26 protein-coding genes and 3 pseudogenes are annotated in these 26575 nt (G+C 62.4%); 16 read left to right on the top strand and 13 right to left on the bottom strand.

What is annotated here, in order from left to right; all coding sequences use genetic code 11:
- Positions 1-100 precede the first annotated feature (100 nt).
- The 5 genes and pseudogenes from GRZ55_RS20755 to GRZ55_RS20735 form a co-directional block, all read left to right on the top strand.
- Entirely contained in the window at positions 101-877 is a 777-nt protein-coding gene (locus GRZ55_RS20755) for an enoyl-CoA hydratase/isomerase family protein (protein WP_169288864.1), read from the top strand.
- Between the two features lie 44 nt (positions 878-921).
- Complete coding sequence (locus GRZ55_RS20750; RefSeq protein ID WP_169288863.1) at positions 922-1737, top strand: aspartate/glutamate racemase family protein; 816 nt, start codon at positions 922-924, stop codon at positions 1735-1737.
- A 2-nt stretch (positions 1738-1739) separates the two neighbouring features.
- The gene (locus GRZ55_RS20745) at positions 1740-2903 is read left to right on the top strand and encodes an acyl-CoA dehydrogenase family protein (RefSeq protein WP_169288862.1); all 1164 of its coding nucleotides are present in this window, start codon (positions 1740-1742) and stop codon (positions 2901-2903) included.
- A 25-nt stretch (positions 2904-2928) separates the two neighbouring features.
- Positions 2929-4452: a long-chain-fatty-acid--CoA ligase gene (locus GRZ55_RS20740; RefSeq protein ID WP_169288861.1), complete on the top strand. Its 1524-nt coding sequence runs from the start codon at positions 2929-2931 to the stop codon at positions 4450-4452.
- Between the two features lie 82 nt (positions 4453-4534).
- Positions 4535-4684: pseudogene (locus GRZ55_RS20735) on the top strand (IS110 family transposase); the annotation flags it as partial.
- 52 nt (positions 4685-4736) lie between these two features.
- Here the strand turns inward: GRZ55_RS20735 and GRZ55_RS20730 are convergent.
- From GRZ55_RS20730 to GRZ55_RS20715, 4 genes are read right to left on the bottom strand one after another with little or no spacing between them, the layout of a single operon-like run.
- Positions 4737-5741 carry a phosphotransferase family protein gene (locus tag GRZ55_RS20730; RefSeq protein ID WP_169288860.1) on the bottom strand — a complete coding sequence of 335 codons (1005 nt, stop codon included), beginning with the start codon at positions 5739-5741 and terminating at the stop codon, positions 4737-4739.
- Complete coding sequence (locus GRZ55_RS20725) at positions 5738-7366, bottom strand: AMP-binding protein (RefSeq protein ID WP_169288859.1); 1629 nt, start codon at positions 7364-7366, stop codon at positions 5738-5740. The genes GRZ55_RS20730 and GRZ55_RS20725 overlap by 4 nt, the downstream gene beginning before the upstream one ends.
- An 8-nt stretch (positions 7367-7374) precedes the next feature.
- On the bottom strand, positions 7375-8580 hold the full coding sequence (locus GRZ55_RS20720) for an acyl-CoA dehydrogenase family protein (RefSeq protein WP_169288858.1): 1206 nt from the start codon (positions 8578-8580) through the stop codon (positions 7375-7377).
- Positions 8581-8588: 8 nt separating this feature from the next.
- Positions 8589-9353: an SDR family NAD(P)-dependent oxidoreductase gene (locus tag GRZ55_RS20715; RefSeq protein ID WP_169288857.1), complete on the bottom strand. Its 765-nt coding sequence runs from the start codon at positions 9351-9353 to the stop codon at positions 8589-8591.
- Between the two features lie 168 nt (positions 9354-9521).
- On the opposite strand from GRZ55_RS20715, the gene GRZ55_RS20710 reads away from it, so the two are divergent.
- Positions 9522-10229, top strand: a complete 708-nt coding sequence (locus GRZ55_RS20710; RefSeq protein WP_169288905.1) for a TetR/AcrR family transcriptional regulator — start codon at positions 9522-9524, stop codon at positions 10227-10229.
- A 310-nt stretch (positions 10230-10539) separates the two neighbouring features.
- On the opposite strand, the gene GRZ55_RS20705 is transcribed toward GRZ55_RS20710, so the two are convergent.
- From GRZ55_RS20705 to GRZ55_RS20685, 5 genes and pseudogenes are all read right to left on the bottom strand, one after another.
- Positions 10540-10680, bottom strand: coding sequence for a hypothetical protein (locus GRZ55_RS20705; protein WP_169288856.1), 141 nt, complete (start codon positions 10678-10680; stop codon positions 10540-10542).
- A protein-coding gene (locus GRZ55_RS20700) for an IS5 family transposase (protein ID WP_169288855.1) occupies positions 10681-11435 on the bottom strand; the annotation gives its coding sequence in 2 pieces (ribosomal slippage) (positions 10681-11105 and positions 11105-11435; 756 coding nt in all).
- Positions 11436-11485: 50 nt separating this feature from the next.
- Positions 11486-13345, bottom strand: coding sequence for an acetoacetate--CoA ligase (locus GRZ55_RS20695; RefSeq protein WP_169288854.1), 1860 nt, complete (start codon positions 13343-13345; stop codon positions 11486-11488).
- A 326-nt stretch (positions 13346-13671) separates the two neighbouring features.
- Positions 13672-14019 (bottom strand): annotated as a pseudogene (locus GRZ55_RS23505) (acetyl-CoA C-acyltransferase); the annotation flags it as partial.
- Positions 14020-14110: 91 nt separating this feature from the next.
- Positions 14111-14857 carry an ABC transporter permease gene (locus GRZ55_RS20685; RefSeq protein ID WP_169288852.1) on the bottom strand — a complete coding sequence of 249 codons (747 nt, stop codon included), beginning with the start codon at positions 14855-14857 and terminating at the stop codon, positions 14111-14113.
- A 195-nt stretch (positions 14858-15052) separates the two neighbouring features.
- Between GRZ55_RS20685 and GRZ55_RS20680 the strand changes: the two genes are divergently transcribed.
- The 4 genes from GRZ55_RS20680 to GRZ55_RS20665 all read left to right on the top strand — a co-directional run bounded on the left by GRZ55_RS20680 (position 15053) and on the right by GRZ55_RS20665 (position 19155).
- On the top strand, positions 15053-16666 hold the full coding sequence (locus GRZ55_RS20680; protein WP_169288851.1) for a Mu transposase C-terminal domain-containing protein: 1614 nt from the start codon (positions 15053-15055) through the stop codon (positions 16664-16666).
- Positions 16667-16678: 12 nt separating this feature from the next.
- Positions 16679-17560, top strand: coding sequence for a TniB family NTP-binding protein (locus tag GRZ55_RS20675; RefSeq protein ID WP_169288850.1), 882 nt, complete (start codon positions 16679-16681; stop codon positions 17558-17560).
- Entirely contained in the window at positions 17557-18423 is an 867-nt protein-coding gene (locus GRZ55_RS20670) for a TniQ family protein (RefSeq protein WP_246734908.1), read from the top strand. The genes GRZ55_RS20675 and GRZ55_RS20670 overlap by 4 nt, the downstream gene beginning before the upstream one ends.
- 69 nt (positions 18424-18492) lie before the next feature.
- A complete protein-coding gene (locus GRZ55_RS20665; RefSeq protein ID WP_169288849.1) occupies positions 18493-19155 on the top strand; it encodes a class I SAM-dependent methyltransferase in 663 nt (220 codons plus the stop codon).
- An 81-nt stretch (positions 19156-19236) separates the two neighbouring features.
- Here GRZ55_RS20665 and GRZ55_RS23260 read toward each other — a convergent pair whose 3' ends face one another.
- The 3 genes from GRZ55_RS23260 to GRZ55_RS20655 all read right to left on the bottom strand — a co-directional run bounded on the left by GRZ55_RS23260 (position 19237) and on the right by GRZ55_RS20655 (position 21352).
- Entirely contained in the window at positions 19237-20061 is an 825-nt protein-coding gene (locus tag GRZ55_RS23260) for an MFS transporter (RefSeq protein ID WP_210257453.1), read from the bottom strand.
- 83 nt (positions 20062-20144) lie between these two features.
- Entirely contained in the window at positions 20145-20612 is a 468-nt protein-coding gene (locus GRZ55_RS23255; protein WP_210257452.1) for an MFS transporter, read from the bottom strand.
- Positions 20609-21352 (bottom strand): MBL fold metallo-hydrolase, encoded by a 744-nt coding sequence (locus GRZ55_RS20655; protein ID WP_246734907.1) that lies wholly within the window; start codon positions 21350-21352, stop codon positions 20609-20611. The genes GRZ55_RS23255 and GRZ55_RS20655 overlap by 4 nt, the downstream gene beginning before the upstream one ends.
- Positions 21353-21448: 96 nt before the next feature.
- Between GRZ55_RS20655 and GRZ55_RS20650 the strand changes: the two genes are divergently transcribed.
- Together GRZ55_RS20650 and GRZ55_RS20645 are read left to right on the top strand one after the other, a co-directional pair.
- A complete protein-coding gene (locus tag GRZ55_RS20650) occupies positions 21449-22120 on the top strand; it encodes a metalloregulator ArsR/SmtB family transcription factor (RefSeq protein WP_169288848.1) in 672 nt (223 codons plus the stop codon).
- A gap of 171 nt (positions 22121-22291) precedes the next feature.
- A complete protein-coding gene (locus tag GRZ55_RS20645; protein WP_169288847.1) occupies positions 22292-22519 on the top strand; it encodes a hypothetical protein in 228 nt (75 codons plus the stop codon).
- 28 nt (positions 22520-22547) lie between these two features.
- On the opposite strand, the gene GRZ55_RS20640 is transcribed toward GRZ55_RS20645, so the two are convergent.
- The gene (locus tag GRZ55_RS20640) at positions 22548-22961 is read right to left on the bottom strand and encodes a helix-turn-helix domain-containing protein (protein ID WP_169288846.1); all 414 of its coding nucleotides are present in this window, start codon (positions 22959-22961) and stop codon (positions 22548-22550) included.
- 75 nt (positions 22962-23036) lie between these two features.
- Here GRZ55_RS20640 and GRZ55_RS20635 point away from each other — a divergent pair, with 75 nt between their 5' ends.
- From GRZ55_RS20635 to istB, 4 genes and pseudogenes are all read left to right on the top strand, one after another.
- Positions 23037-23417 carry a mercuric transporter MerT family protein gene (locus tag GRZ55_RS20635; protein WP_169288845.1) on the top strand — a complete coding sequence of 127 codons (381 nt, stop codon included), beginning with the start codon at positions 23037-23039 and terminating at the stop codon, positions 23415-23417.
- 29 nt (positions 23418-23446) lie between these two features.
- A complete protein-coding gene (locus tag GRZ55_RS20630) occupies positions 23447-24022 on the top strand; it encodes an FAD-dependent oxidoreductase (RefSeq protein WP_169288844.1) in 576 nt (191 codons plus the stop codon).
- A 196-nt stretch (positions 24023-24218) separates the two neighbouring features.
- Positions 24219-25697: pseudogene (istA, locus tag GRZ55_RS20625) on the top strand (IS21 family transposase).
- Positions 25694-26503 carry an IS21-like element helper ATPase IstB gene (gene istB / locus GRZ55_RS20620; RefSeq protein ID WP_169288843.1) on the top strand — a complete coding sequence of 270 codons (810 nt, stop codon included), beginning with the start codon at positions 25694-25696 and terminating at the stop codon, positions 26501-26503. Before istA ends, istB begins: the two are co-directional and overlap by 4 nt.
- The last annotated feature ends 72 nt before the right edge of the window (positions 26504-26575 follow it).

Here is a 26575-nt window from a genome sequence, read left to right as displayed (position 1 = left end):
CGCAAGGCTATGGCTGTTCACCTACCGCTCGTCAGGTGTTCAAGGACGCAGGCGATGCCAGCTTCTGCCGCGAGGAACGATGGTGGAGGGGCAGGCATTCATGCCGGAATTCATTCAAACCGAGATCGACGACAGCATATGCGTGCTGACGATCGACAATCCGCCGGTCAATGCCTTTCATCCAGAGGTCGGCGAGCAACTGATCGTCGCCTTTGACCGCCTTGCACGGCATTCGCCGGCGTTGCGCGCGGTCATCGTTACCGGTGCGGGCAAATATTTCATGGCCGGCGGCGACATCAAGTTCTTCCAGACGCTCGACCACGTAACGGCGCCTCATTATGCGCGCCGCATCCAAATCATCCAGGAATCGATCCTGCATTTCCACTGCCCGGTAATCGCCGCGATCAATGGCAGCGCCCTCGGGGGTGGCACCGAGCTGATCATGGCCTGCGATATCAGGATTGCATCGGAGGATGCGCTGTTCGGCCAGCCGGAAGTCGCGCTCGGCATCATCCCGGGAGCCGGCGGCACGCAGAACCTTCCGCGACTCGTGCCGATCGGAACCGCCAAGCGGCTGTTGTTCACCGGGGATCGAATTCCCGCGCTCGAAGCGTTCTCGATCGGTCTCATCGACCAGGTCGTTCCGGCAGCTGAGGTCATGGACGCGGCAAAGGCGCTCGCGACTCGGATCGCCAGAAATGCCCCCCTTGCCGTCGCAGCGGCGAAGAAAGCGGTCAATCTCGGCCTAGAACTCGGGCTTTCGGAGGCATTGCGCCTAGAGACCGCACTCTTCGCAGAACTCTTTCGTTCTAGCGACGCGGAGGAAGGCGTGTCAGCCTTCATCGAGAAGCGCACGGCGAATTTCGCGGGGAAGTAACCTTGCGCTCTGTCAACGCACCGCCCACACGACGGAAAGCCCACATGAAGATTTGCGTCATCCACGTCAACTGCGAAGAGCTTTCTGAAAAATATACCAAGGTCATCTCGACGAATTTCGACCGCGTGAAGCGTGCTGATACCGAGATTGTCCACAAATATGTCGCTCATCTCCGCAGGGCGACCGATACCGTCTTCGCCCTTCCGATACTTCTCAACAAGATCGATGTCGTGCAACGGATCGTCGAGGCCGAGGCGGAAGGCGCCGACGGCGTGATGGTCGCATGTTCCGGCGATCCTGGTGTCATCGAGGGTCGCACACTGGTCGATTTCCCGGTGGTCGGGCCGATGGAGGCTGGACTTCATCTCGCCGCGACCTACGGCAAGAAAATCGGCATCGTTACGACGGCCGACCCATCCTGGTCGGAATATTGCGGCACGATCGCCGAGACCTGCGGCCTTGCTGGACGGATCGCGGGCGTCGAACGGATCAGCATCCCGTCGGCGAAGGCGTTTACCGAGGGCTTCGAAACGCCGGGGCCGGTGCGGGAAGCAATCATTTTGGCGGCAAGAAAGCTCATCGCTGATGGCGCCAACACTATCGTACTCGGCAGTGCCGGCCTCAGTGTCATGGCATCAGCGACTGATCTCGCCGAGGTTCCCGGCACGGGCATCCCCGTGTTCGACGTACTTTCCGTCGGTCTCAAGATGACGGAACTCAAGATCGACCTGCAGCGTGCATTCCACGTTCCCTCGGCCAGCCGTATCGGCATGTACGAGCGCCTCGAGGATGCCGACCGAGGCCGCATCGCGCGGCTCTTCGCGTTGCCATGGGCTCCACCCAGGCCGGCGAGGCCGTGACAATGCAGGATCTTTTCACCGAAGACGAACAGATGTTGCAGGAGAGCGTCCGCCGGTTCATGCGAGCCGAGGTCGAACCGCTCGTGCCGCAGATGCAGGCTGAAGGGGAACCGCCGCGATCGCTTCTGAAGCGAATGGGCGATCTTGGATTTCTCGGCACCTGCTTCGACGGAGCCTATGGTGGCAGCGGTGCATCACTCGCCACCCAAGCAATCGTCAGTGAGGAGACCGCGCGCGTGGATGCGGGTTTCGACCTCGTGCTCTTTGCGGACATCATGCTGTTCGCGCGTGCGATCGCCAAACACGGGACCGAGGCCCAGAAGCAGAAATATCTCGTACCTGTGCTGTCGGGCGACAGGATCGGCGCAATGGGCATTACCGAACCGGGTGGTGGATCTGATGCGCTCGGCATCGTGACACGCGGTAGACAGGAGAATGGCGGCTGGTTGGTCAAGGGTGCCAAGACCTTCGTCACCAATGCGCCGACAGCTGATTTTTTTCTCATCATCGCCCGCACCAGCGACGAAGAGAGCCGAATCGACGGCGGGACATGGTTCATTCTCGATCGTGGTATGGAGGGGCTCGCGACGGGCAAGCCGTTCAATAAGATGGGAATGCGCTCGTCCCCGACCGGCGAGATCTTCCTCGAAGACGTGCGTGTGGGTGAAGAGCAAGTGCTTGGTCAAGTCGGGCGCGGCTTCCACATGCTGATGGATTCACTCGATGTCGAGCGCGTGATGGTGGGCGCCTCCACCATCGGCATTGCACAGGCGTGCCTCGACGAGGCGGCGGCTTATGCTCAAGAGCGTCGAGTATTCGGCAAGGCGATCCGCGAATACCAGCTGATCCAGGAAAAGATTGCCAACATGGCAACCGGCATCGAGATGTCGCGGACCATGCTCTACCGCCTGCTACGCGCCGTCGAACGGGGCGAGAAGGTGACCCGCGAGGCCGCCATCCTCAAATACTATTCATCCAGGATGTTGACCGAGGTTTCGGCCGAAACCGTCCAGATCTGGGGTGGCGCGGGCCAGCTCGAAGACAACAAAACTGCAAGGCTCTACCGCGACGGCAAGCACCACGAGATCGGGGCGGGGACCAACGAGATCATGAAGGTGCTGATCGCCAAGGAGACGTTCAAGGAGATGGGATACGGGCGGAAGTGATCATCTCGGCTGCGGGGAGGGCAGGATGGAGACTATCTACGATACACTGTTCGACAATCCGGCCATTTTACCGAGCCGGGAATGCCTGGCCTTCAAGAATCGGCGATTCAGCTTCGCCGATGTGAGGGGTCGGGCAACGCGATTGGCCAACGCGCTGACCGCCCTTGGCGTTGTGAAGGGAGATCGCGTCGTCGTTCTGCTCCACAATTGCAACGAATTCGTCGAGGCATTCTATGCGATCACGTCGATCGGTGCCTTGATCGTGCCCCTGAACTGGCGGCTTCACCCGAACGAGCACATCGCGCTGATGAAGGATTGCCTGCCCAAGGCGATTATCTCTGAGCGTGAATTCATCGATTTACTCGCAAGGGCGACGCGCGAAATAGGGTCGCTGGACACCGTGATCACCACCAGCCTGCCGAAGGGCGGGGCAAACCTGAATTATGAAGAGCTGGTGTCATCCGCGAGCGAGGCCCCGCTTTCGCGTGCTGTCGTGGGCTCCAACGAGGCCAGCATCATCTACACGAGCGGCACGACCGGGTTGCCCAAGGGGGCGGTCCTCACCCATGCCAATTATCTGGCCGATCATGACAATGTCGGAAGCTTCGCGGAACTCGATGCTGGAAGCGTCAATCTCCAGACCAGCCCGCTCTATCACGCCGCCAGCATGCATACCTTCATGCATGTCACATTCGGCGGCAGGACCGTCATGACGCCGAAATTCGAGGCGGACGAGGCGCTCTCGCTGATTGAACGGGAGAAGGTCACCTATATGTTCGGCGTGCCGACGGTGATTTATGCGCTTCTCGATCATCCCGATATCGGAAAATTCGACCTCGGATCGCTCAAGACGTTTTCCTATGGCGCGGCGCCGATGAGCGAGGCTCGCTTCCAGGAGGCGGTCAGGGTTTTCGGCTACATCTTCATCCACGCTTACGGCATGACCGAATCGAGTTCGCACTGCTCGCTGCTCGGTAAGGAGGAGCACAAGTATCTGACCGGATCTGTCGGTCGAGGCCTGAAGCATAGCCAGGTCAAGATCGTTGACAGCGCCGGAAAAGACGCGCCCGCAGGCGAGATTGGGGAGATGGTGATCTCCGGTGCGCAGGTCATGTCGCGCTACTGGAACCGCCCTGATGCCACCGCCGAGGCGCTGATTGATGGCTGGCTTCACAGCGGCGATCTCGGTATGGCGGACGCAGAGGGCTTTCTCTACGTGAAAGACCGCAAGCGCGACATGATCATCTCGGGCGGCGTCAATCTCTATCCCCGAGAAATGGAGGAAGTGATAGCCGGGCACCCTGCTGTCGCCGAAGTTGCCGTCTATGGCGTGCCTGATGAAAAGTGGGGCGAGGCTATCGCGGCGAGCGTGGTACTCAGAAGCGGACGATCGGCGAGTGCCGAGGAGATTCGCGAATTCGTCGGCGGCCACTTGGCAAGATTCAAGATTCCCCGCGTCGTCACCTTTGCCGGCGAGTTGCCCAAGAACCCTTCGGGCAAGGTGCTCAAGCGCGTGCTTCAAGAGAACTATCAATTATCTAGGACCTGAGCGCGGGTAGTTGGTGGGCGTCGTTGAAGGCAATGAGCGACCGGACCTATCGGCCCATCGTCGCCCTGCTTGCGCTGACGATTTCGGCAATGCCCGGTTGCGCCGACCCTTGTGGATCGCCGGCCAATTCGCCATCCGCCAGCGCGAGAACGGCTTCCGGCACACGTTTGAACGCTACATCGCGAGAGACCGCCACAATCGCCTGCGCCCCTCCCGCACGGCGGGGTCGGCTTCCGGATGAGCGGAGATGCTGCCCGTCCGACCGAGAATGATGAGGTGGAATGTCACCCTTGTATGGCTTCTTCCGCCCTTTTGGCGAAGCGTTCGGCAAGCGGCGCGAGCCTGCCCGCATCTGCGGCCGCTGCGTTTCCCGCGCGGGCGCGATCGACGATTCCGACGAATATCACCGCGAATCGGAACAGGGCGAAGGCTATGTGGAAGACGGTCAGGTCGTTGGTCGGTATGGCGGAGCGGTAATAGGCTTCGACGAAGCTCCGGTCGTCGGGAAGGCCGAGCGTCGGCAGATCGAGGCCGAGGATTCCGCCATACTCGTCGGGCGATGTTCGCCATGGCATGCAGCAGAAACCCAGATCGGCCAGCGGATGACCCAGCGTGGAAAGCTCCCAGTCGAGCACCGCCACCACCTCGGGCCTGGTCGGATGGAAAAGCATGTTGCCAAGGCGGAAATCGCCATGGGCGATGGCGACACGGCCGTCATCGGCGGGCTGGTTCTCCTGCAGCCAGCCGACGACGCGGTCGAGCGCGGGGATACGCGGCGACGGCGATTCGTCGTACTGACGCGACCAGCGGGCGATCTGGCGCTCGAAATAGTTGCCCGGTCTACCGAAATCGCCCAGACCAACCTCCACCGGGTCGACCGCGTGCAACCTCGCCATGACGTCTGCCATTGCGAAATAGATCGGTGCCCGCTGCGCGGGATCGACCCCGGCCAGCGAGGCGTCGTGGAAAACGCGGCCTTCCAGCCGTTCCATCAGGTAGAACGGAGTACCGACGACGCAATCGTCGTCGCAAAAGAGCACGGTCCGCGGTACGGGCACACCAGTTCCTTCCAGCGCCTTCATCACGCGGAACTCGCGGTCGACCGCATGGGCGCCCAGCAGAATCTCCCCTGCCGGCTTCTTGCGCAGCACCAAACGGCGGCTGCCATGATCGACGAAGAAGGTCGGATTGGACTGCCCGCCGCCGACGCGCTCGATATGCAGCGTCGCGCGTTCGAATTGCTCGTTGAGGAACTCGCCGAGTCTGTCCGGCGAAAACTCCAGGATCATAACCGGCTCGCTCCCGTATCAGGGCTGCGCGCCTGCTCGCGCAGCACGAATTTCTGGATCTTGCCGGTAGCCGTCTTGGGCAGTTCGATGAACCGGAACTGGCTTGGCACCTTGTAGCCGGCGAGATGCTCGCGGCAATAGGCACGCAGTTCTTCCGGTGTCGCCGTCGCGCCATCGCGCAGTTCCAGGAACGCGACGGGCGTCTCTCCCCATTTGTCATGCGGCGCCGCCACCACAGCCGCCAGCAGAACGGCCGGGTGGCCGTGCAGAACGCTTTCGACCTCAAGGCTGGAAACGTTCTCGCCGCCCGAGATTATGATGTCCTTGGAACGGTCGCGAATCTCGATGTTGCCGTCTGGGTGCCGCACCGCGAGGTCGCCGGTGTGGAACACGCCCCCCTCAAACGCCTTCTCGGTCGTCTCCGCGTCCTGGTAGTAGCCGGCCATCAGCGTGTTGCCGGCAAGCACGATCTCGCCCAAGGACGCACCGTCCATCGGCACGTCCGCACCCGTCTCGTCAACGACACGCACCCGGTTCGCTGTGACATGACGCACGCCCTGTTGGGCGAGTTCGACAGCAATCCGTTCCGGTGGCAATGTGCGTTCCTCGTCGGTCAGTTCACGCAGGGTCGAAGGACCATAGGACTCCGTCAGCCCGTAAAGATGGGTAAGGTCGAAGCCGAGCACGTCGAGTTGGGCGATGAGCGTATTGGTCGGCGCCGCACCGCCCGTCGCCACCATGATCCTGCGCGACGGGTTGCGGCTCTCGCGTGCTGGATGGTTCAACATCATGTACAGCACGACCGGCGCGCAGGCGAGATGAGTCACACCGTGTGCCTCTATCGCCGGGAAGATCAACGCCGGATCGGGTCCGTCGAGACAGACATGCAAGCCTCCGGCAGCCGTTACCGCCCAGGTGTGACACCAGCCATTGCAATGGAACATCGGCAGCGTCCACAGATAGACGGATCGCGTGGTCAACCCCAAAGCCAGAACATTGCCGAGCGCGTTGAGATAGGCTCCGCGGTGCGTATACATCACACCTTTCGGACGCCCGGTCGTGCCGGAGGTGTAGTTGATGCATATCGGCTGCCACTCGTCGACGATGGCGGACAGATCGAGGCGCGCCGCAGCGCCGTCGTCGCTCAGGAGATCGAGCGCGGATGTCAGGCCGTCTGGGGACGGAGCGGCGGGATCGACAAGCCGGTAGACCGGAACATCAACTTGCGCTGCGGCCGCAAGCGCGACTTCCCCGCACGTCCCGTCGACGATGAACAGGCGGCTCTGCGAATGCGCCAGTATGTAGCGCACCGTATCCTGATCAAGCCGCGTATTGATCGTATTCAGCACGGCGCCGAGCATCGGTACGGCGTAGTGCGCGGCGAGCATCTCGGCCCGGTTCGAGGCCATGACAGAAACGACATCGCCCGAATCCACGCCTTGTGCTGCCAGAAAGCTGGCGAAACGGGTCACCATTCGCGCGAAGGCGGAATAGGTCCAGGAACGGCCATTCCAGACGACGGCCGACCGGTCAGGATAGATTTCGGCCGTTCTAACCAGAAGCTCGACCGGCGTCAGGGGCACATGGTTCGCGGCCCTTGGCCGAAGGTGAGGTTCAAGACGCATGGTCCCGCCTACTCCGCGACGGCCCAACGCCAAAAGGTGTTTCCTTCGGCTTCGAGGTTGCGGTTGAGCACCATCTTGTGCACCTCGTCCGCGCCGTCCACCAGCCGAGCCTGGCGCGCGTACCGGTAGATCCATTCAAGCACGGTGTCCTTGGAATAGCCGCGCGCGCCGCTGATCTGGATGGCCGTGTCGGCAGCCTGATGCAAAAGGTTGGCGACATGCACCTTGGCCATCGACACCTCCTTGCGCGCGAAGGAGCCCTGGTCGAGCGCCCATGCCGCCTTCATCACCAGGAGCCGCCCGATCTCGATCTTCATCGCGAGGTCGCCGAGCATCATCTGGATGGATTCGCGCCTGGACAGCCTTTCGCCGAATGCGAAGCGCTCCGCCGCGTAGATGCGTGCGATCTCGACGCAGCGCTTCGACAGGCCTAGCCAGCGCATGCAGTGCGTCAGCCGTGCCGGGCCGAGGCGCATCTGGGTCAGCTTCAAGCCGTCGCCCTCGTTCAGAAGGACTTCCTCGACCGGGATTTCGAGACCGTCGAAGATCAGCTCGCAGTGGCCGCCATGCTCCTCCGGCCCCATGATCCCGATACGCCGGTCGATGCGCCAGCCCGGCTGGTCGCGGTCGAACAGGAACGCGGTCAGGCCCTTGCGGGGATCGTCCGACGTGCGTGCGAGCAGGATGAAGTGCCGTGCCTCCTCCGCGCCGGTGATGAACCATTTCCGTCCGCGGATCATGTAGCGGTCGCCCTGCCGCGTGGCGGTCGTAAGCATCATCGAGGGGTCCGAGCCGCCGCCGGGATGCGGCTCCGTCATCACGAAGGACGAACGCACTTTGCCGTCCACGATGGGCTTCAGCCAGCGCTCTTTCTGGGCGGGCGTGGCCGCCATCTCCAGCACCATCATGTTGCCGTCGTCGGGAGCGGCCGAATTGAAGACGACCGGACCGAAGATCGAGCGGTTCATCGCCTCGTAGCAAACCGCCATGCCCATGCGGCCGAGCCCCTGCCCTCCGCTCTCCGGCTTGAGCTGCAGGCACCAGAGGCCCTCGGCCCTCGCCTGCGCCCGCAATTCGTCCGCGAGATCGAGCCTGATGTTGTCGTGCGCGTCATAGCTTGCCCGCTCCGCCTCGAGCGGCAGCAGGCGATCCTCCACGAAGCGCTCGATGCGGGCGCGATAGTCTTCGATGCGTGGCGATACGGTGAAATCCATGTCTGTCCTCAAAGCGATGAAACGAGGTGGCCGCCGTCTGCGGCGAGGGTCGCGCCGGTGATGTAACTGCCGGCTTCGGAGGCGAAGAGCAGGAGCGCGCCGTCGAGTTCCTCCGGCTTGCCGAGCCGGCGCTGCGGAATGCGCTTGACGAGCACCTGCCCCGCCTCGCTCGCGAAGAAGTCGCGGTTGATGTCGGTCTCGATATAACCCGGACAGAGCGCGTTGACGCGGATGCCGTGGCGCGCCCATTCGAGCGCCAGCGTCTTCGTCAGGTGCACGAGCCCGGCCTTCGAGGCCGCGTAAGCGGCGAGATTGCCGGCAGGCCTCAGGCCGGTGATCGAGGCGATGTTGACGATCGAACCGCTTTTGCCAGCGGCCCGCAGCTTTCTCGCGACCGCCTGCGACACGAGGAACGCCCCCTTGAGGTTGGTGTCCACCACGCGGTCCCATGTCGCGGCCTCCATCTCCAGCGCCGGCTGGTTGTCGGCGACGCCCGCGTTGTTGACGACGATGTCCGGTGCAGATTCTAGCGCAGCGAAGGCCGACGTGACGGACACGGCGTCGGTCACGTCGAGCGAGATTGCGCGCGCCTTTCCACCATTGCCCTGGATTTCCGCACAGGCCACGTCCAGCGCCTCGCGCCGCCGTGCCGCGAGGACGACACTCGCGCCCTTCGATGCCAGAAGCCGGGCGAAGTGCAGCCCCAGCCCCGACGATGCACCGGTTACGATAGCGGTCTTGCCGTCGAGGATATCTGTCACCGTTCCTCTCATAAAAAAATCGAGCGCTCGCTCAATTTTATGGATGCTTTCCCGCCTTGGAGTCAACTGCTATCAGTGGATTTTACAATGCGGACGGCGGATTCTCGCATGGACGGGATAGAAGGAAGACATGGGTACAGGCCGGGTGGGCGGAGCAGGTACGGGGAACGGCGCGTGAAGATGAAGGCCGCGCTCGCGGACAAGGGCGACTTCTCGATGGAGGGCCTGTGCCGGTCCATCCTGGAGCGGCACCGCGACACGATCCGCGTCCGAAAGCCGCACATCGCCGTGGCCAAACTCGCGCGCATCATCGAAACCATCCTGACACTGTCCAACCGGCAGGGTTTCCACGCCACCTCGCTGCGCGAGATTTCGGCTGCGTCGGGCGTCAGCATGGGCGGGCTCTATTCCTATTTCGACAGCAAGGACACGCTGCTCCTGATGATCCTCGGCCAGGTGTCGGCGGCGACCACCAGCGTCCTGGAAAACGCGCCGGAGGATGTCGCCATAGATCCGGTACTACACCTGCGCTGGCTGATCGAAACCCATGTCGCATTGACCGAGGCGATGCTGCCATGGTTCGTCTTCGCTTTCCTCGAGGCGAAATCCTTTCCGCCCGCGGGCCGCCGGGCGGCGGTGGAAAGCGAGGAGGCGACGGAAGCGATTTTTCGTGGAGCCATCGAACGCGGCGCTCGGCAGGGCTGCTTCTCGGTCGAGGACCCGGCCTTCGCCGCCGCTCTTCTGAAGCCGCTGCTTCAGGACTGGTACGTCAAGCGCGCGAAGTGGCGGCGAAGGGGCATTACCGCCGACGGCTACGCGACACGGGTCCAGACGTTCGTGGAAAAGGCGCTCGGGGCGAGAGCGGACCACTCGCCCGTCGCCATATAGCGACACCATTTCTTCGCATGATGCCGCGCCCAGTCCTGTCGGGTTGGACGACCCGGCAGTATTCTCTCATCTTGAAGCGGGTTGAATATGCAGCGGAACATCTCTTCACTGTCTTCGCAGTCGTGGAAGCCGTGCTTGCGAATCTTGATCGTTGTGACAGGCGAGCGGTGCGGGTAGGTCGGTCGTGCCGCAGCAGGTAATCCATGAACCGCCACGAAGCGACGATATCGTTGAAGTTGTTGGGCCTGAGTCCGTGAAAGGACGATACGGTCCCGCGCCGAAGCCATACCGACATAAGTCAGCATGGTCGTTACATCAGCACTGCCAAGTCCCTGAACAGTTCTAGCGCTTCCGGATTTGCCAGTGCCTCCTTGTTCTTGACCTCGCGGCCGTGGACCACATCGCGCACGACAAGTTCGGTGATCTTACCTGACTTAGGGTTGAGACTCATTCAGACCCAGAACGCGACGAGGGTTGCGAGCGCGACGGCCGAGAGGAAGTTGCGGGCGAGCTTGTCGTAACGGGTGGCGACGCGCCGGAAGTCCTTCAGCCTGCAGAAGGCTGCCTCGATGCGCCAGCGCCCCTTGTAGCGGACCTCGTCGTAGTCGATCGACACCTTCCGGTTCGAGCGCCCGGGGATGACGACATCGGCACCTTCGGTGTGCAAGCGTTTGCGCAGCGCGTTGGCGTCGTAGCCCTTGTCGGCGATCAGGCAGCGCACCCGACCGGCCGCGTCCAATAGCGGGCCGGCCACGGTGATGTCGGCGACGTTGCCAGCCGTCAGCATCAGAATGGCCGGCCGGCCGAGAAGGTCTGTCACTGCATGGATCTTGGTGGTCTGGCCGCCGCGCGAGGGTCCGATGGCCTGCGCCTTCGCCCCCCTTTTCCGCCATGGGCGGAGCGATGCGCCTTCACGTAGCTGGAGTCGATCGAAGCCGACAACGCAAGCACGCCCTTGGCGACGAGAGCATCCAGGATACGGCTCCAGAGCTGCCGGCGGGACCAGCGGTTGAAGCGGTTGTAGATCGTCGTGGACGGACCGTATTCGGCCGGGCAGTCCTGCCAGCGACAGCCTGTCTTCAGCACGTGCAGGATGCCGCTGATCACTCGGCGATCATCGACCCTGCGCGCGCCCGGCTGGTTCCTCGGAAGGTGCGGCTCGATCACCGCCCACGCCTGATCGTCCAGCCAGAAGAGCCTGCTCATCATCGCCTCCAGTGCAAACAACTGCAGGGAATCTGATTTGCTACGGACCTTCAATAGCCTGATTGGGTTTCGACCCTAGTCCGCGGAATGTCGGAAACCGCGACAATCTTCGCCGGAACATGACGCGGGCTCGCGCCGGCGCGGATCCTCGACCTGATCGCCTGTTCCAATGCTTCGTCGAGCAAGAAGCCTTCAGCCAGTCTGACGAACAGTACGGCCCTGACGTCGCCTTCCCATTCCTGGCCGATGCACAGGGCTTCGAGGATTTCCGGCATCTGCTCGACCTGATTGTATATCTCGGCGGTGCCGATGCGCACGCCGCCGGGATTGAGCGTGGTGTCGGAGCGACCGTGGATGATCATCCCGCCATGCTCGGTCCACTCGGCAAAGTCACCATGGCACCAGACATTGTCGAAGCGCTCGAAGTAAGCGGCGCGATATTTGGCACCGTCCGGGTCGTTCCAGAACATCACTGGCATGGACGGGAAGGCGCGCGTGCAAACGAGTTCGCCCTTCTGGCCGACGATGCTTTCGCCGTTGTCGTTCCAGACATCGGTCGCCATGCCCAGCCCTGGCCCTTGGATTTCTCCACTCCAGACAGGCCTGGTCGGAACGGTCGTCACGAAACAGGATACGATGTCCGTTCCGCCGGACACCGAGCCAAGATGGACATCCGCCTTGATGCCTTCATAGACGAACCGAAAGCCGTCGGGCGCCAACGGTGATCCTGTCGAGAGGATCGAGGCCACGCCGGACAGATCGTGTGTATCGATCGGTCTCAGACCGGCCTTACGGACCGAGTCGATGAACTTCGCAGAGGTGCCGAGATAGGTCATCCTTTCCGCCTGGGCAAAATCGAAGATGACGTTGCCATCGGGATGAAAGGGCGAGCCGTCATAGAGCATTAGGGTCGCGCCGGAGGCTAGGTTCGACACAAGCCAGTTCCACATCATCCAGCCGCAGGTGGTGAACCAGAAGAAGCGCTCTCCCGGCCGGACGCCGGTGTGCAGACGCTGCTCCTTGAGATGCTGGATCAGCGTGCCGCCTGCCGAATGCACGATGCATTTCGGAATGCCGGTCGTGCCCGAGGAAAACAGGATGTAAAGCGGGTGACCGAACGGCAATCGCGTCACGACGACGTCCCTCGCCTCGAAAGGCTCGATCGCCCCATCCAACGTCACCGCACCGCGTGTGGCCGCGGCCACGTGCGCCGCCCCGCCCAGATAGTCGACGACGATCGTACGCCTGACCGACGGCAGCCGCTCCGCGATCGCAGCGACCTTGGCAGCGACGTCGATCTTCTTTCCCGCATACCAATAGCCGTCCGGTGCAAACAGAACCACCGGCTCGATCTGCCCGAAGCGATCGAGCACACCCTGCTCGCCGAAGTCGGGCGAACAGCACGACCAGACCGCGCCGAGCGACGTCGCGGCGAGCATGGCAGCCACGGTCTCCGGAATGTTGGGCATCATCGCCACCACACGATCCCCGGCGGTCACCCCTTCGGCAAGCAGGAACTGTTGCAGCCGCGAGACGAGGTCTGACAATTCGTCCCAAGAAAGCCGACGGCTGACCTTGTCCTCGCCACGGAAGATCAGCGCCTCCTCACCGCCGCGCGCCCTGCCGCCAGCGAGCAGATTCTCGGCAAAATTGAGCCGGGCTTCAGGGAAGAAGCGTGCTCCCCGCATCCGGTCGCCATTTTCAAGGACAGACTGGCCTTTCTCGCCGATGATACCGCACCAATCCCAGATCAGGGACCAGAAGGCCTCCCGGTCCTCGATCGACCAGGCGTGCAGCGCGTCATAGTCAGGCAGGGGCCGGCCCGACATATTCTCCGCTGCCGCCATGAACGCCACCATCGACGTCGCGGCGATGCGATCGGAAGAAGGGGTCCAAAGTGGTTGGTTCATGGAGACCTCCGGTCATCCTGCGAAGCAGCGGGGGCGCGGACCTCGTTGCGGGCCAGCACCTCTCTGGCTCGGGCGGCAAAGCGAGCAGCCAGTTGCCTGCCCTCTGCGGCATTCGCAGCGGCGGCATTGCCGGCGCGGGCACGGTCGGCAATGCCGATGAAGATAACGGCGAAACGGAACAGCGCGAAGGCGACGTGGAATGGTGTCAGCCTTGGCGTCGGTATCGCCGAAGCGAGGTAGCGAGCGACGAAGTCCCGCTCTTCCGGAAGCCTGAGACGCGCGCGGCCCAGCCGCAGTATGCCGCCATACTCTTCGAGCGCCGTACGATGCCCGTTCTGCAAGAGGCTGATCGATTCCAGCCCGCCCGCGATGCCCGCCACCACGCCGTCGTTGCGGCTGGCGTTGGCAAGCAGTGCCATTGACTGAAGGACCGAGGAGCATTGCCGGTCGATGGTCGTGCCCGCCACCGTTACGGGCGGCCCCGGCGTCAAAAGCGCCCGACGCGCGACGTTGAGGCCGGTCGCGCCCTCCTGCATCGCGCAGCCCATCGCCAAGTCCTCCATTTCGCCGCCGGTTCGGCCGGATCGCCTCAGCGCATACTCGATGGCGTGACCGCCGCGATAGGCCTTGCCGATCGGCGTGCGGACGGTGGAGGCGATGATGGCGTCGAGCATAAGGAACCTGAAAATTACCCTTGTCGTCAGGCAGAATACTGGATTGTCGCGCCGGGGCTCCGGAGCAAAAACAGGCCAGAAGAGGCAACTGTTAGGGGTTCGCTGTCGTACCCGCTGTTTTCCAACGCAGGGAGCGGCGTGTCACGATGTCCACGAGGGCATCGATCACCAGCGCGATAACCAGAACACCGGCGATTGCGGCGAAAGTGCCGTGGGCGGCGAACTGTTCCGCGTTCTTGGCAAGGAGAAAGCCGAGCCCCTCGTTCGAGGCGAGCATCTCGGCCACGACGACGCCGACCAGCGCGTATGGAACCGAAATCTTCAAGCCAGCCACGACCCAAGTCAGCGCGGACGGCATGATGACCCGTCGCGCAAGCTGCCATCTGTTGGCGCCCATGATGCGTACTGCGGCGATCAGCTCGTTGCTGACCTCACGAACGCCGAAGAAGGTGTTGTAGTAGACGAGGAAGAACACGATCGTCGCTGTGAAGACGACGCGGAACTCCATGCCCAGACCGAACCACAGCAGGAATAGCGGAGCCAGGGCTAGGCGCGGCAGAGTGTAGAGCGCAGTGATCACCGGCTGCAGCACCTCGCCGACACGCGGCAGGGAACCGGTGATGTATCCCGCGACCATCCCCGTCGATGCGCCGAGCGCGAATCCCATTACGGTTGCCTGGAGCGTCACCCACAAATGATGGGTGTAGGTGCCGTCGAGCAGCCATTTCCATATGGTCGCTCCGATGAGGCTCGGCTTGCTGATGAACAGCGCCGGAACCCAGCGATCGGCTGCGAACTCCCAAAGAGCCAGCAGCGCCGCGATCAGGAAAACCTGCATCACAAGGTTCTCGAATCGCCGCCGAACTGCCGTGATGTGACTTTCCATTTAATTCTGCGCGGGCCACACCAATGATTTCAGTTGTTTGGGCGGGCATTTAATTTGATAATAGGCAGCTAATTTGATAAACTGGTTTGGCTTTGTGCACTTAATGTGAGAAACAGTTTCTCGATGTTTTTCACATTGTGAGCCTTCATGAGCCACCTTTTCCCCGACCAGATCGATGATGCGCTTTGGGATGAAGCGTGCCGACGGGCGGATGCGATCCGCGGTTTTCTGAAACGCCATCCCAGCCGTAGAGGTGCCGGAGCGGTTGCGGAACTCGCAACGGAACTCGGCCTTAGCCAGGCAACGGCCTATCGCCTGATCAAGCTGTTTCGCAGCGGCGGGACGGTACTGTCCCTGGTGGATCGCAAGCGAGGAAGGCCAGAGGGGCATCGTACGCTGGACGGGGAACGGGAGGAGATCATCCGTGCGGCGATCAAGGCGCACTACCTGAACCAGAACCGCCCGACTGTTTCGCAGCTGGTTCGCGACATACACACGAACTGCATCTTGGCAGGTCTCAACCCACCCCATCGCCGTACGATATTGGTCCGGGTCAGGGATATCGACCTAAAGAAGCGCGCAAAGCGGCGCGGAGAACAGAAGATCGTCAAGGCAACGACACCGGTTCCCGGGTCATTCGAGGTCGAGCGTCCCCTGGACGTAGTTCAGATCGACCATACCAAGGCCGATATCTTTGTCGTCGACGAGGAGACCCGGAAGCCGATCGGCCGGCCGTGGCTTACCTTGGCGATGGACATCTGCAGCCGGATGGTGACCGGCTTCTATCTCACGATGGATGCGCCATCCAGGCTGTCGACCAGCCTGTGTCTGTTGCATTCCGTCTTCGATAAATCAGCATGGCTGCGGGAGCGTGAGATCGCAGAGCCTTGGCCCGTCGCGGGACTGCCAGGAATGTTGCATGTCGACAATGGTCCAGATTTCCGCAGCCGGGCCTTCAAGAGAGGATGCCAGGACGCCGGCATCGCGATCGAATGGCGACCACCCGGCCAGCCACGCTTCGGCGGCCATATCGAGCGTTTGATCGGCACACAGATGGGGAAGCTGCACCTGTTGCCTGGAACAACTTTCAGCAACGAGCAGGAGCTCGGTGACTACAATTCGAAGCGGCACGCGGCACTGACACTGCGGGAGCTCGAGCGGTACATCGCCCTCGACATTGTCGGCTCATATCATCAGTCGATCCACAGCAGCCTTGGCCGGCCGCCCATTGCGGTCTGGCGGGAACAGGAAGGTGACATCCCGCTTCGGCTGCCACAGGATCGGCTTCGCTTCTGGCTCAACTTCCTCCCCGAGCACGAGCGAACCTTACGGCCGACCGGCATTCATCTGTTCAGCTTGCGCTATTGGTCGGCAGCACTCAGCGCCGATGTCGGGGGTGCGGACCGGCGACTGCTTGTCAAATACGATCCGCGTGACATGTCGCGCATCTTCGTTCGACGGCCATCGGGAAACTTCGTGGAAGCCCGCTATGCCGATGTGACATTGCCTTCGATCACTCTACACGAGGCGGTGACCGCCCGTCGCACCTTGCTGGCAAAAGGCCACCGTGAAGTCGACACTCGTGCAATTGTCCGCACCGCGATGGCGCAGCGCGAACTGGTCGACACGGCAACCAGAAAGACGGCGGCGCGGCGCGGCACGGCCGGCGCGTCGAAATCGAAGGTGGATGATCGCGGATGGGGCTCGCTCCGCGGTGTTGATTCCAGCAAACCTGTACCCTTTGTCGAGGATGCAGATTGAGCTGGAGTGAATATGAACGATGATATCTCGCACCTGACCGTCGGCGCCGCAGCGCTGCTTGCTGAAACGGACGAGCGGCGCATTCGCGCAATACGGTCGCGTCGTTGGGTGCTCTACCCGCGCGCCAAGCAGGCCCTCAATCGGCTGAGCCGACTCCTCGAGCATCCACGGGGCACGCGCATGCCCTCGGTCGCGATCTATGGCGACAGCGGCATGGGCAAGACCATGATCATGAAGCGGTTTCGGGATGAGCATCCGCCGAGCTTCAATCCTCTGACGGGCAGTTTGAAGACGCCGGTCCTGGCCATGGAAATGACCAGCAGGCCGGGCGAGCGGCGCTTCTACGCCGAACTACTCACGCTACTTGGTGCCCCACAGCGGCCACGCGCCGACATCGCCCAGATGGAGCAGGCCGCATTGCGGATCATGGAAGCGATCGGCGTGCAGGTACTGGTCATCGACGAGGTGCACAACATCCTCGCCGGAACCTATCGTGAGCAGCGCATCGTTCTGAATACGCTGCGCTTCCTCAGCAACCGTCTGCATATCTCGCTGGTCTGTTTCGGCGTCAACGAGGCGCGGGAGGCCATAAGCGGCGACGTTCAGCTTGCCCGAAGGTTCGAGCAGCTGACCTTGAGCCGGTGGGCCGCCAACGAGCAGTTCGAGACACTGGTGGCGTCGATCCTGCGCAATATGCCGCTGCGCCGGCCTTCGGTCCTTACGCCGAAATCGCTGCGCCGGAGCCTGCAGATCACCGAGGGGATCACCGCCAACATCTTCCACATGATCAACAGCCTCGCCGTCGAAGCCGTCGAGAGCGGCCGCGAGCACATCACGGACGAGATGGTTGAGAATTGGCAGCCGGAGTTCGACGCCGAGGCGGCATTCGCATGATGAAGGAGGGTGTACAACGGCGAATGCCGGTGGTCTTGCCGCGCCATACAGACGAACTCCTGTCGTCCTGGATCACCCGACATGCCGCCTTTTATAATGTCCCGCCACTCATCATGCTGCAGCATTGCTTGCCGGAAGTCAGCTCGCTACGCGCCGCTGATCTCCAACTCACCTGTGGTCAGGAGATCCGCCTGGCCAACATGTTCGCCACCGAGCGAGACGCGGTGCGGCGAATGACCTTCACGAATGTTGCGCAATCCTCGCACCGGCTCATCGCCGCGCGGCCGACGCAGGTCTGTTCGAGCTGCAGCCTGGGGCATATGGAACCGGAATCGATCCTGCGAAGCCAGCTTCTGGGGTGGCGAATTACGTGCCCTTTGTGCGGAGACCCACTCCGAGATGCCGAATGTTGCGAACCGCCCTCCCCTTTCGAGCAATATCGCAGTACCGCTCTGCGGGGCGAGAAGCTCCTCGACGATGAAGCCGAGCTCGGTACCGGCACCTGGACATCGCGGGCCGAGATTGCCCGGCTCCTGCTGATGCGACGTGTGCCGAGACCCTTCCCTCGTGAGCACGACCTCTGGCGCTTTCGGGTCCTTGGCGCGATCGTCCCCGATTTCGACCATGTGGTCGCCGGGCAACAGGAAAATCTGCCCTCGCCTGCAAGACCAATCCTGCCGCTGCACCTGCGGCCGGCACAGCTGGCAGGCGTTGCCATCATCGAGCGTGGCGGACCGGAGATGCTCCGAATGCTGAGTGGTCACATGATGGGTGAGAACAAGACCCGGTTCACTCACGCCACCGAGAATTTGATAGCCCACGCTCCTAAGCCGCAGGCCTCTTTACAGATGCACCTAATTTGAGAATGAGCTCGTCGAAATTCTCAAATTAAGTGCTTCGTTCGACCCAAGCCGGCGCATTCTTGCGTTTAAGTGGCAAGCGACACCGAAGGCCATGTGCTCGGCATCGACTGCTGCGATGCCTTTCTCGAATACGGCCGGCGCGATGCCGCGGCCAACGGCGTCACGAATGTCGAATTCTTCGATGCCGATGTTCAGACCTATCCCTTCCGGCCCGAATTCGACTTCTGCTTCTCGCGCTTCGGCACGCAGTTCTTCGAGAGCCCCGTGGCGGCTTTGCGCAACATGCGCACAGCGCTGAAGCCGGGCGGCACCATGACGATGATCGTGTGGCGCGACATCGCCGACAATCCGTGGCTTGGCCTGCCGAAGTCGATCATCGCGGAGTTCCTGCCCCCGCCGGCCGAGGATGCCCGTTCCTGCGGGCCGGGTCCTTTCTCGATGGCCGATTCCGGCGTCGTCATCAAGCAGCTCGAGATCGCCGGCTACGAGGGCATCGAGTTCGAGCGCATCGACGCGCCGCTACTGGTGGGCCGCGATCCAGATGAGGCGGTCGAATTCCAACTGGCCATCGGGCCGGCGGGCGAAGTCTTCCGGGAAGCCGGGGAACTCGCCGAGCAGCGGCGCGGCGAGATCGTTGACGCGCTCAAGCAGGAGCTGGCCCGCCATGAGACCTCGGAAGGCATCGTGCTCGGTTCCAGCTCCTGGACGGCGACAGCCCGAAATCCGCGATGACTTCATCCATGGGATCAAGAGGCACTCTCCAAGCCAGGGTGCCTCTTGGGACCTTTGACGACAACCCAAACTCAAATCCAATCAATCCAGGCTCGAGCCCTCTCGCCTATGTGTGCTCTGCTCCAAAGCCGCATGAAGCGCCTGTTGCGGGTTGAGCCTCGGATGCGTCTCCTCGCTCCAGAAAAACAGCAGCGCGCCGGAGAGGAACATGGAGATGGCGACGAACCAGAAGGCGGCCTCGAGCATGCCGGTGAAATGCGCCGCGATTCCCAGCCCCAGAGCGCCGATCCCGTATCCGAGGTCGCGCCAGAAGCGGTAGATGCCGATTGCCGATCCGCGCCAGGCGGGCGGCGTTATGTCAGCCACGGCAGCCGACAGGTTCGGATACAGCAGAGCCATGCCAAAGCCAGCCACGCCGGCCGAGAACGACCACCAAAGCAGGCCTTCGCCGAGCATGGTCAATACCGTACCCGCACCGCAGATCCACATGCCCAGAACGTTCGGCCAGAACCGCCCGACGTGATCCGACAGCCGCCCCGTGAAAAGCTGCGAACCGCCCCAGACAAAGCCATAGACACCGACCACCCAGCCGATATTGGGCAGGCTCACCCCTTTCGAATACAGGAAAACGGGAAACATGACCCAGACCAGCGCATCAACGAACTTTTCAACCAGTCCGGCCTGGCTGATCGCTGCCAGCCGCCGATCGCGCCAGGACATGAGCGCGAAGACCTCCCAGGTGCCGGGGGCCTCTCCAGCCTTCGCATAACGCGGTCGCAGGGCACCGACGGCCTGCGGCTTCCGGTGATTCTCCGCTTCCAGCTGTGCCCATGGCAGCGTGTCGCGCACCCAGATCTGAGTGAGCACCAGCGCCAGGCCGATTGTCACGATGCCGAAGACGAGCAACCCCTCTCGCGGTCCAATCAGAGCAGCCGCGTAGGCCGTGATCAAACCCGCCAGCGCTACGCCGACATAGCCGGAGAACTCGTTCAGCCCAGCGTGAGCCCACGCTGATCGGGACGGGTAATGTCGAGTTTGGCGGTCTGCGTCATCGACCAGGCAAGGCCCTGATTGACGCCCAGAAGGACCGTGGCCGCGACGATCCAGCTCCAGCTCGTCGCGAAATAGATCATGAAGGGAATCGGGATCGCCGAAATCCATCCCAGAAGGAGCACCTGCTTTCGTCCGATCCTTTCCGACAGCCGGCCCGCGACGAAGTTGAGCACTCCCTTGACGACGCCGAAGGCGACCACGAAGGCGGTCAGCAGCATGAAGGAACCGCGCGCCACGCCGAACTCTTCCTCGGCGAGCGCTGGGACCACTGTGCGCATCATGCCAATGGCAAAGCCCACAAGCAGGACCTGGATGAGCTGATGCGTGAACTGTTCGAGGTTCTCTCGGATGCCGTGAGAGAGAGCGGCATCCGAAGGCCCCCTGAAATCGCCGCCGCTGCTCATGCCTGTTCCGCCGCCCTTCCGGAATTGATTGCGCGAATCCTTGCTGCTTCGGGCGGCGGCGGCGGAATGTCGGCCGTCATGGCGCGCACAAAGGCGTTTTCGTCATCGATGCCCAGCGCCTTGTTGTTTCGCTTCTCGAAGCCGATGGTCGATGTCGGCTTGCCGCTCAGGCCGCGTCCGCAGACCGACCCGGAGAAGGCGCCCGGCAGGATTTCCAGATGGTCGGGCAATGTCTTCAGGGCCTGCGCGCTGCGAAACAGAGCGCGCGCGCCGTCCTCCGCGCTTGTGGCAAGCTCGGTGCGCCCGAGATCGCCGACCATGAGGGTGTGCCCGGTCAGAATGAACCAGGGCTCCTGTGAACGGGTGCGGTCGGTCACCACCAGCGATATGTGCTCCGGCGTGTGACCGGGTGTGTGCAGGATCTCCGCCTCGACATTGCCGAGTTGCAACACGTCGCCTTGACGAACCTTCTTGAACGGGAGGTCGGCGTCCGCGTCCGCGAACATCACGTACTCGCCTCCAGTCGCCTGGGCCAGTTCGCGGCCGCTGGAGATGTGGTCGGCATGGAGATGCGTGTCGATTACGTAGAGTATCCGCATCTCGGTCGCTTCGGCTGCTTTCAGATAGGGCGCGATGTGGCCCACCGGATCAACGACCGCGCCTGCCGACTTGCCGCCGCAGCCGAACAGGTAGGATGCGGCAACGGGTTCGGTATGGAGAAACTGGCGCAATATCATCATATGGCTCCCCGTTGATGCAGTTCCGAGGATTGACTTCTGCAGTCCATGGCATCATTCTTTAATGCCGTTGAATGAACTAATGATGGATTTGCCTTGATGTCAAGTGAGAGCCCCAAGCGTGCGCTGCTCGAACAGTTCGCCCTCGTCGCGAGGACCCTGGGGCATCCCGACAGGCTGGAGATTCTGGAACAGCTCGGACAGGGTGCGTGCAGTGTCGAAGCGCTGGCGCAAAAGGCGAAACTGACTGTGGCGACGACCTCTCAACACTTGCAGATCATGCGCCGGGGAGGGCTCGTTGCGGCTCGGCGGGACGGCAAGTTCGTCATCTATCGTGTGTCGGATGACAGCGTGGTCGAGGCCTTTACGGCATTCCGGAAGGTGGCGGAAAGGAACCTTGCCGAGGTGGACCGCATCGTTGCGGCATATTTCGCTGAGCGCGATGCGTTGGAGCCGGTCAGCCGTGAAGAACTGTTGGCACGCACCCGTGAAGGCACGGTCACCGTACTCGATGTGCGCCCGCCGGACGAGTTCGCCACAGCCCATCTGCCGGGTGCCGTCAACATACCGCTGGCAGAACTGGAAAACCGGCTAGTCGATCTCGATCCCGTGACGGAGATCGTTGCCTACTGTCGCGGCCCGTGGTGCGTGCTCTCCTTCGAAGCCGTAGCCACGCTGCGCAAACGTGGATTCAAGGTTAGGCGGCTCGAAGACGGCCTGCCCGAGTGGAGGGCCGCTGGCCTTCCGTTGGAGGAAGAACGCTCTGGCTGAGCGCCATGGCTCGATAAATGCATCGAACAATCACGACAACGTGAATATGGAGGCGACCGCCTGTAGGTCGTTAGTCTGGATTGGAGGAGGCCCTCGGGTTGAACGAAATTGTGATTGGACCTTGCAGCCGCTGGAAAGCGCACAGTTGCGTTTGACCGGGAGGTGCCAACCATGAACCCGAACACCAAGGAACTGGAGCGGGAAATTCTCCGCGCGTTCAAATGTGCGTGCCGACAGAATCGGCCAGACATCGCAGAATTCATGCTGGCCGCACTGGAACAGCTCGATCAGGAGCAATCGGAGACGCTCTCTCCTTCGCCTCGCAGGGCATTGCTCGACGCATTTCTTGAAATCGCAAATCAGAAAGTTGGCACCAAAGACGCAGGGTCTGTTCAATAGTTTGGGCTCGGCGTTCCCACGACCGAATTCAAGAAGCCAACGCGTCCAGAAGCGGGCATTCCGGAACCTCGTCGCCCGAACATTGCGCAGCAGTCGCCGCCAACACCTTTTCGATCCGGCGCAGGTCGGCGATCTTGGCGCGCACATCGGCCAGATGCCGTTCGGTCCGCTCCTTCACCTCGGCGCAGGTTTGGGTGCTACCGTCGACGAGTTGGAGCAGGCCACGGATCTGTTCGATGGCAAAGCCAAGCTCACGGACGCGCAAAATGAAGCGCAGCCGGTAGACATGGCCGTCGTCATAGATGCGATAGCCTGAGGCGGTGCGCGGCGGATGAGGCATCGTGCCGATCTTCTCATAGTATCGGATGGTTTCGAGATTGCAGCCCGTGACCTGGGCAAGTTCAGCACGCTGCAACCATTTCCCGGAAACGTGATCTGCCATTGGTTCGAAACCGATTGAGCCTGTAGCCACTACAGACTGTAGCCTGCTTTTGAGCGAAATTCGAGGGTCGAGCGCATGAGCAATGCCGATATCAAAACAGCACCGCCTATCGCGGCGGCTGTATCGGAGGATCGCAAGAAGAATCTCTTCGCGGCTGGAGGTGTGATCGGGGCACTCCTCGCCTCAGCCTGCTGCATCGCGCCGCTCGTGCTTTTGACGGTAGGCATATCCGGAGCCGGGATCAGCATCCTAACGGCGCTCGAACCCTACAGGCCCATTTTTGCCAGCATTGCGCTCGTCTTCATCGGGCTTGGTTTCCGGCAGGTCTATTTCAAGGCGAGGCCGGCCTGTGTGGATGGCACCTATTGCGCAAAGCCGGAATCCGCCCGCATCACCAAGGCCGCTCTCTGGCTGGCAACCCTGCTGGTCATGTTTGCGCTGACGATCAACTGGTGAGCGCCACTGTTCTATTAGGAGAAGTCGACATGAAACGATCCATCATCATCGGTGCGAGTGCGTTGGCTCTGGCCGCTGCCAGCGTCTTGTCCGCGATTGCCGTCTCGCCGCTTGCCCGCATGGCCGGTATTCCCTATCTGACGAGCACCACGGCGCTTGAACTCGAAGCATTGCCGCGCTCGCTGATGGTGATCGGCGGCGGCTATATCGGCTGTGAACTGGCGCAAATGTTCGCGCGCGCCGGGGCGGCTGTGACCCTCGTGACCCGCCGCCGCCTGCTGCCTGAAGCCGAGTTGGAAGTCTCGGCGGCACTCACTGGCTATCTCCAGGATGAGGGTATCGCCATAAAGATCGGCCTTGCCTATCGCGGAATCGTGCGGACGGATGACGGTGTGGAGCTTGCGATCGCCATAGACGGCGAGGAGCAGACGATCGGCGCCGAGCAGGTTCTCGTTACCACCGGGCGGTCGCCAAATACGAAGGATCTCGGCCTAGGCGAGGCGGGGGTCACTCTGGCCGCCAATGGCGGCATTGTGGTCGATGAGCGAATGCGCACCACCAGGCCCGGCGTTTACGCGGCGGGTGCAGCGCGACGATCAACGTGAGAGGGCAGCGTCAATCAAGGTGAGAACGCCGCTGGATGGGAACGCAGGGAGGGCGTAGCCCGACCGGAGTTTCCGTCCAGCGGCGGCGGCCCGTTTTGAGGGTCTTTCTGGTGCTCGTGGCCGGCCGGGTATGCCGGTGGTTTTTCCGATTCGGAGGAACCGCCTCGTGCCTGGCCGCCACCTAACCGATCACCAGATGAGGCTCTACATGAAGTTCCGACAGACCCATTCGACAGCCGTCGCCGCCGCGAAGGCGTCGATCAGCGTGGCGACCGCATATCGGATCGAGAAGGATCCACGGTTGCCGTCCCAGAAGAAGCCGGTTCGTGGCCGTCGCCGACCCGATCCGCTCGAGAGCATTTTCGACGCCGAGATCGTGCCGCTGCTCAAGGCCGCGCCAGGTATCAGGCCAGTGGCGATCTTCGAGGAGATGATGCGGCGGCATCCCCAATTGGGGGCATTCGCCGGACACTGGAACGTCGCATTCGATCATGGCGGGCCATTCACGGCGAAGAGCAAGAGGTGATCTTCCGGCAGACCCACGAACCCGGCCGCCTCGGCCTGTCGGACTTCACCGACATGAACGCCAGCGGCGTCACCATCGCCGGTGCGCCGCTCGATCATCGGCTTTATCACTTTCGCCTCGCCTATTCCGGCTTTGAGCATGCCCATGTCGTGCTCGGCGGCGAGAGTTTCRTGGCCCTGGCGGAAGGCTTGCAGAATGCCCTGTGGTTGCTCGGGGGTTCCCCGCGAACATCGCTCGGACAGCCTGTCGGCAGCCTTCCGCAATCTCGACAGTGACGCGCGCGAGGACCTGACRCGCCGCTACGGCGAACTGTGCGGGCACTATGGCATGAGGCCGACGCGCAACAATGCAGGCGTTGCCCATGAGAACGGCGCCATCGAAGGCCCGCACGGTCATCTCAAGCGGGCGATCGAGGACGCGCTGCTGATGCGGGGCTCACGCGAGTTCGACGATCTGGGCCTTTACCGCCGCTTCGTCGACGAGATCGTCAGCCGCATRAACGCGCGCAACGCCAAGCGCATCGATATCGAGCGTGCCGATCTCAAGGAGCTGCCAGCCCGGCGCACCGCCGATTACGAAGAGGTCGCCGTGCGCGTGACCTCGGCCGGCGGYTTCACGCTGCGCAAGGTGTTCTACACCGTTCCTTCGCGCCTGATCGGCCATCGCCTGCGCGTGCGGCTTCACGATGATCGGCTGGACGTCTTCATTGGCGGCACGCATCTCATGACACTGCCACGCGGCCGAGCCTCCTCATCAGGCAAACATGACCAGGTCGTCAATTACCGTCATGTGATCCATTCCCTGCGGCGCAAGCCGATGGCGCTTCTGAACCTCGTCTATCGCGACCAGCTGTTTCCACGAGAGGCATATCGGCGAACCTTCGAACTCCTTCTCGAGCGGCTGGCTGAGCGCCAAGCCTGCCGCATCATGGTCGAGCTTTTGGGCCTTGCCCATGAGCGAAGCTGCGAGAGCGAACTGGCCGCACATCTCTCAGCATGCCTCGAGGCCCGGCAGCTGCCCGACATGACCATCCTGCGGGCGCGCTTTGCACCCGACCCCGCGGCGCTGCCCAACGTCGTCGTCCATCTCGCATCGCTCAAGGCCTACGAAGCCCTGATCGACACCGCAGCCAGGGGAGACGCGGCATGAAGGACAAGATGATCGATGCCGCCAGGCTCAGCCTGCTGCTCAACGAGCTGCGTCTGCCCGCCACCAAGATGATGTGGCCGCAGTTCGCCGAGCAGGCGGACAAGGAAGGCTGGCCCGCCGCGCGCTTCCTTGCCGCGCTGGTCGAACACGAACTGGCAGAGCGAGACCGCCGCCGCATCGAGCGCCATCTCGCCGAAGCCCGCCTGCTGCCGGGAAAGACGCTCGACACCTTTGAGTTCGACGCCGTGCCGATGATCTCCAAGGCTCAGGTCATGGCRATCGTCGCCGGCGACAGCTGGCTCGAGAAAGGCGCAAACCTCCTGCTGTTCGGCCCGCCCGGTGGCGGCAAGAGCCATCTCGCCTCCGCCATCGGGCTCGCACTCATCGAGAGCGGATACCGGGTGCTGTTCACCCGCACCACCGACCTCGTTCAGAAGCTGCAGCAGGCGCGTCGCGACCTGCTGCTGGAGAGCGCGCTCGCCAAGCTCGACAAGTTCCATCTGCTCATCCTCGACGATCTCGCATACGTCACCAAGGATCAGGCTGAGACCAGCGTGTTGTTCGAGCTCATCAGCGCCCGCTACGAGCAACGCTCCATGCTCATCACGGCCAATCAGCCATTCGGCGCCTGGGAGAAGATATTCCCCGATCCCGCCATGACGCTCGCAGCAGTGGATCGCCTCGTCCACCMCGCCACCATCTTCGAGATGAATGTCGAAAGCTTCCGGCGGCGCGAGGCGGTCAAGAGGAAGGGGCCGGGTCGACCCGCCTCATTCGCCACACCCGCCAACATCGCCACCGATTGACGCTCCGCGACAATCAAACCGAGAGGAAGGACTTGCGCGCGGCAAACAACCCCGCAATCATCACCACCGCCG

Source organism: Chelativorans sp. ZYF759 (genome assembly GCF_012911015.1).
Taxonomy (GTDB): Bacteria; Pseudomonadota; Alphaproteobacteria; order Rhizobiales; family Rhizobiaceae; genus ZYF759.
Note: the sequence above shows the minus strand (reverse complement) of the source record. Positions and strands in the feature narration are given on the sequence as shown.

Bases quoted from the DNA above. Each gene is read 5' to 3' on its own strand.
- GRZ55_RS20755 (WP_169288864.1), top strand. From the start codon at position 101: ATGCCGGAATTCATTCAAACCGAGATCGACGACAGCATATGCGTGCTG.
- GRZ55_RS20750 (WP_169288863.1), top strand. From the start codon at position 922: ATGAAGATTTGCGTCATCCACGTCAACTGCGAAGAGCTTTCTGAAAAA.
- GRZ55_RS20745 (WP_169288862.1), top strand. From the start codon at position 1,740: ATGCAGGATCTTTTCACCGAAGACGAACAGATGTTGCAGGAGAGCGTC.
- GRZ55_RS20740 (WP_169288861.1), top strand. From the start codon at position 2,929: ATGGAGACTATCTACGATACACTGTTCGACAATCCGGCCATTTTACCG.
- GRZ55_RS20730 (WP_169288860.1), bottom strand. From the start codon at position 5,741: ATGATCCTGGAGTTTTCGCCGGACAGACTCGGCGAGTTCCTCAACGAG.
- GRZ55_RS20725 (WP_169288859.1), bottom strand. From the start codon at position 7,366: ATGCGTCTTGAACCTCACCTTCGGCCAAGGGCCGCGAACCATGTGCCC.
- GRZ55_RS20720 (WP_169288858.1), bottom strand. From the start codon at position 8,580: ATGGATTTCACCGTATCGCCACGCATCGAAGACTATCGCGCCCGCATC.
- GRZ55_RS20715 (WP_169288857.1), bottom strand. From the start codon at position 9,353: ATGAGAGGAACGGTGACAGATATCCTCGACGGCAAGACCGCTATCGTA.
- GRZ55_RS20710 (WP_169288905.1), top strand. From the start codon at position 9,522: ATGAAGGCCGCGCTCGCGGACAAGGGCGACTTCTCGATGGAGGGCCTG.
- GRZ55_RS20705 (WP_169288856.1), bottom strand. From the start codon at position 10,680: ATGAGTCTCAACCCTAAGTCAGGTAAGATCACCGAACTTGTCGTGCGC.
- GRZ55_RS20695 (WP_169288854.1), bottom strand. From the start codon at position 13,345: ATGAACCAACCACTTTGGACCCCTTCTTCCGATCGCATCGCCGCGACG.
- GRZ55_RS20685 (WP_169288852.1), bottom strand. From the start codon at position 14,857: ATGCAGGTTTTCCTGATCGCGGCGCTGCTGGCTCTTTGGGAGTTCGCA.
- GRZ55_RS20680 (WP_169288851.1), top strand. From the start codon at position 15,053: ATGAGCCACCTTTTCCCCGACCAGATCGATGATGCGCTTTGGGATGAA.
- GRZ55_RS20675 (WP_169288850.1), top strand. From the start codon at position 16,679: ATGAACGATGATATCTCGCACCTGACCGTCGGCGCCGCAGCGCTGCTT.
- GRZ55_RS20670 (WP_246734908.1), top strand. From the start codon at position 17,557: ATGATGAAGGAGGGTGTACAACGGCGAATGCCGGTGGTCTTGCCGCGC.
- GRZ55_RS23255 (WP_210257452.1), bottom strand. From the start codon at position 20,612: ATGAGCAGCGGCGGCGATTTCAGGGGGCCTTCGGATGCCGCTCTCTCT.
- GRZ55_RS20655 (WP_246734907.1), bottom strand. From the start codon at position 21,352: ATGATGATATTGCGCCAGTTTCTCCATACCGAACCCGTTGCCGCATCC.
- GRZ55_RS20650 (WP_169288848.1), top strand. From the start codon at position 21,449: ATGTCAAGTGAGAGCCCCAAGCGTGCGCTGCTCGAACAGTTCGCCCTC.
- GRZ55_RS20645 (WP_169288847.1), top strand. From the start codon at position 22,292: ATGAACCCGAACACCAAGGAACTGGAGCGGGAAATTCTCCGCGCGTTC.
- GRZ55_RS20640 (WP_169288846.1), bottom strand. From the start codon at position 22,961: ATGGCAGATCACGTTTCCGGGAAATGGTTGCAGCGTGCTGAACTTGCC.
- GRZ55_RS20635 (WP_169288845.1), top strand. From the start codon at position 23,037: ATGAGCAATGCCGATATCAAAACAGCACCGCCTATCGCGGCGGCTGTA.
- GRZ55_RS20630 (WP_169288844.1), top strand. From the start codon at position 23,447: ATGAAACGATCCATCATCATCGGTGCGAGTGCGTTGGCTCTGGCCGCT.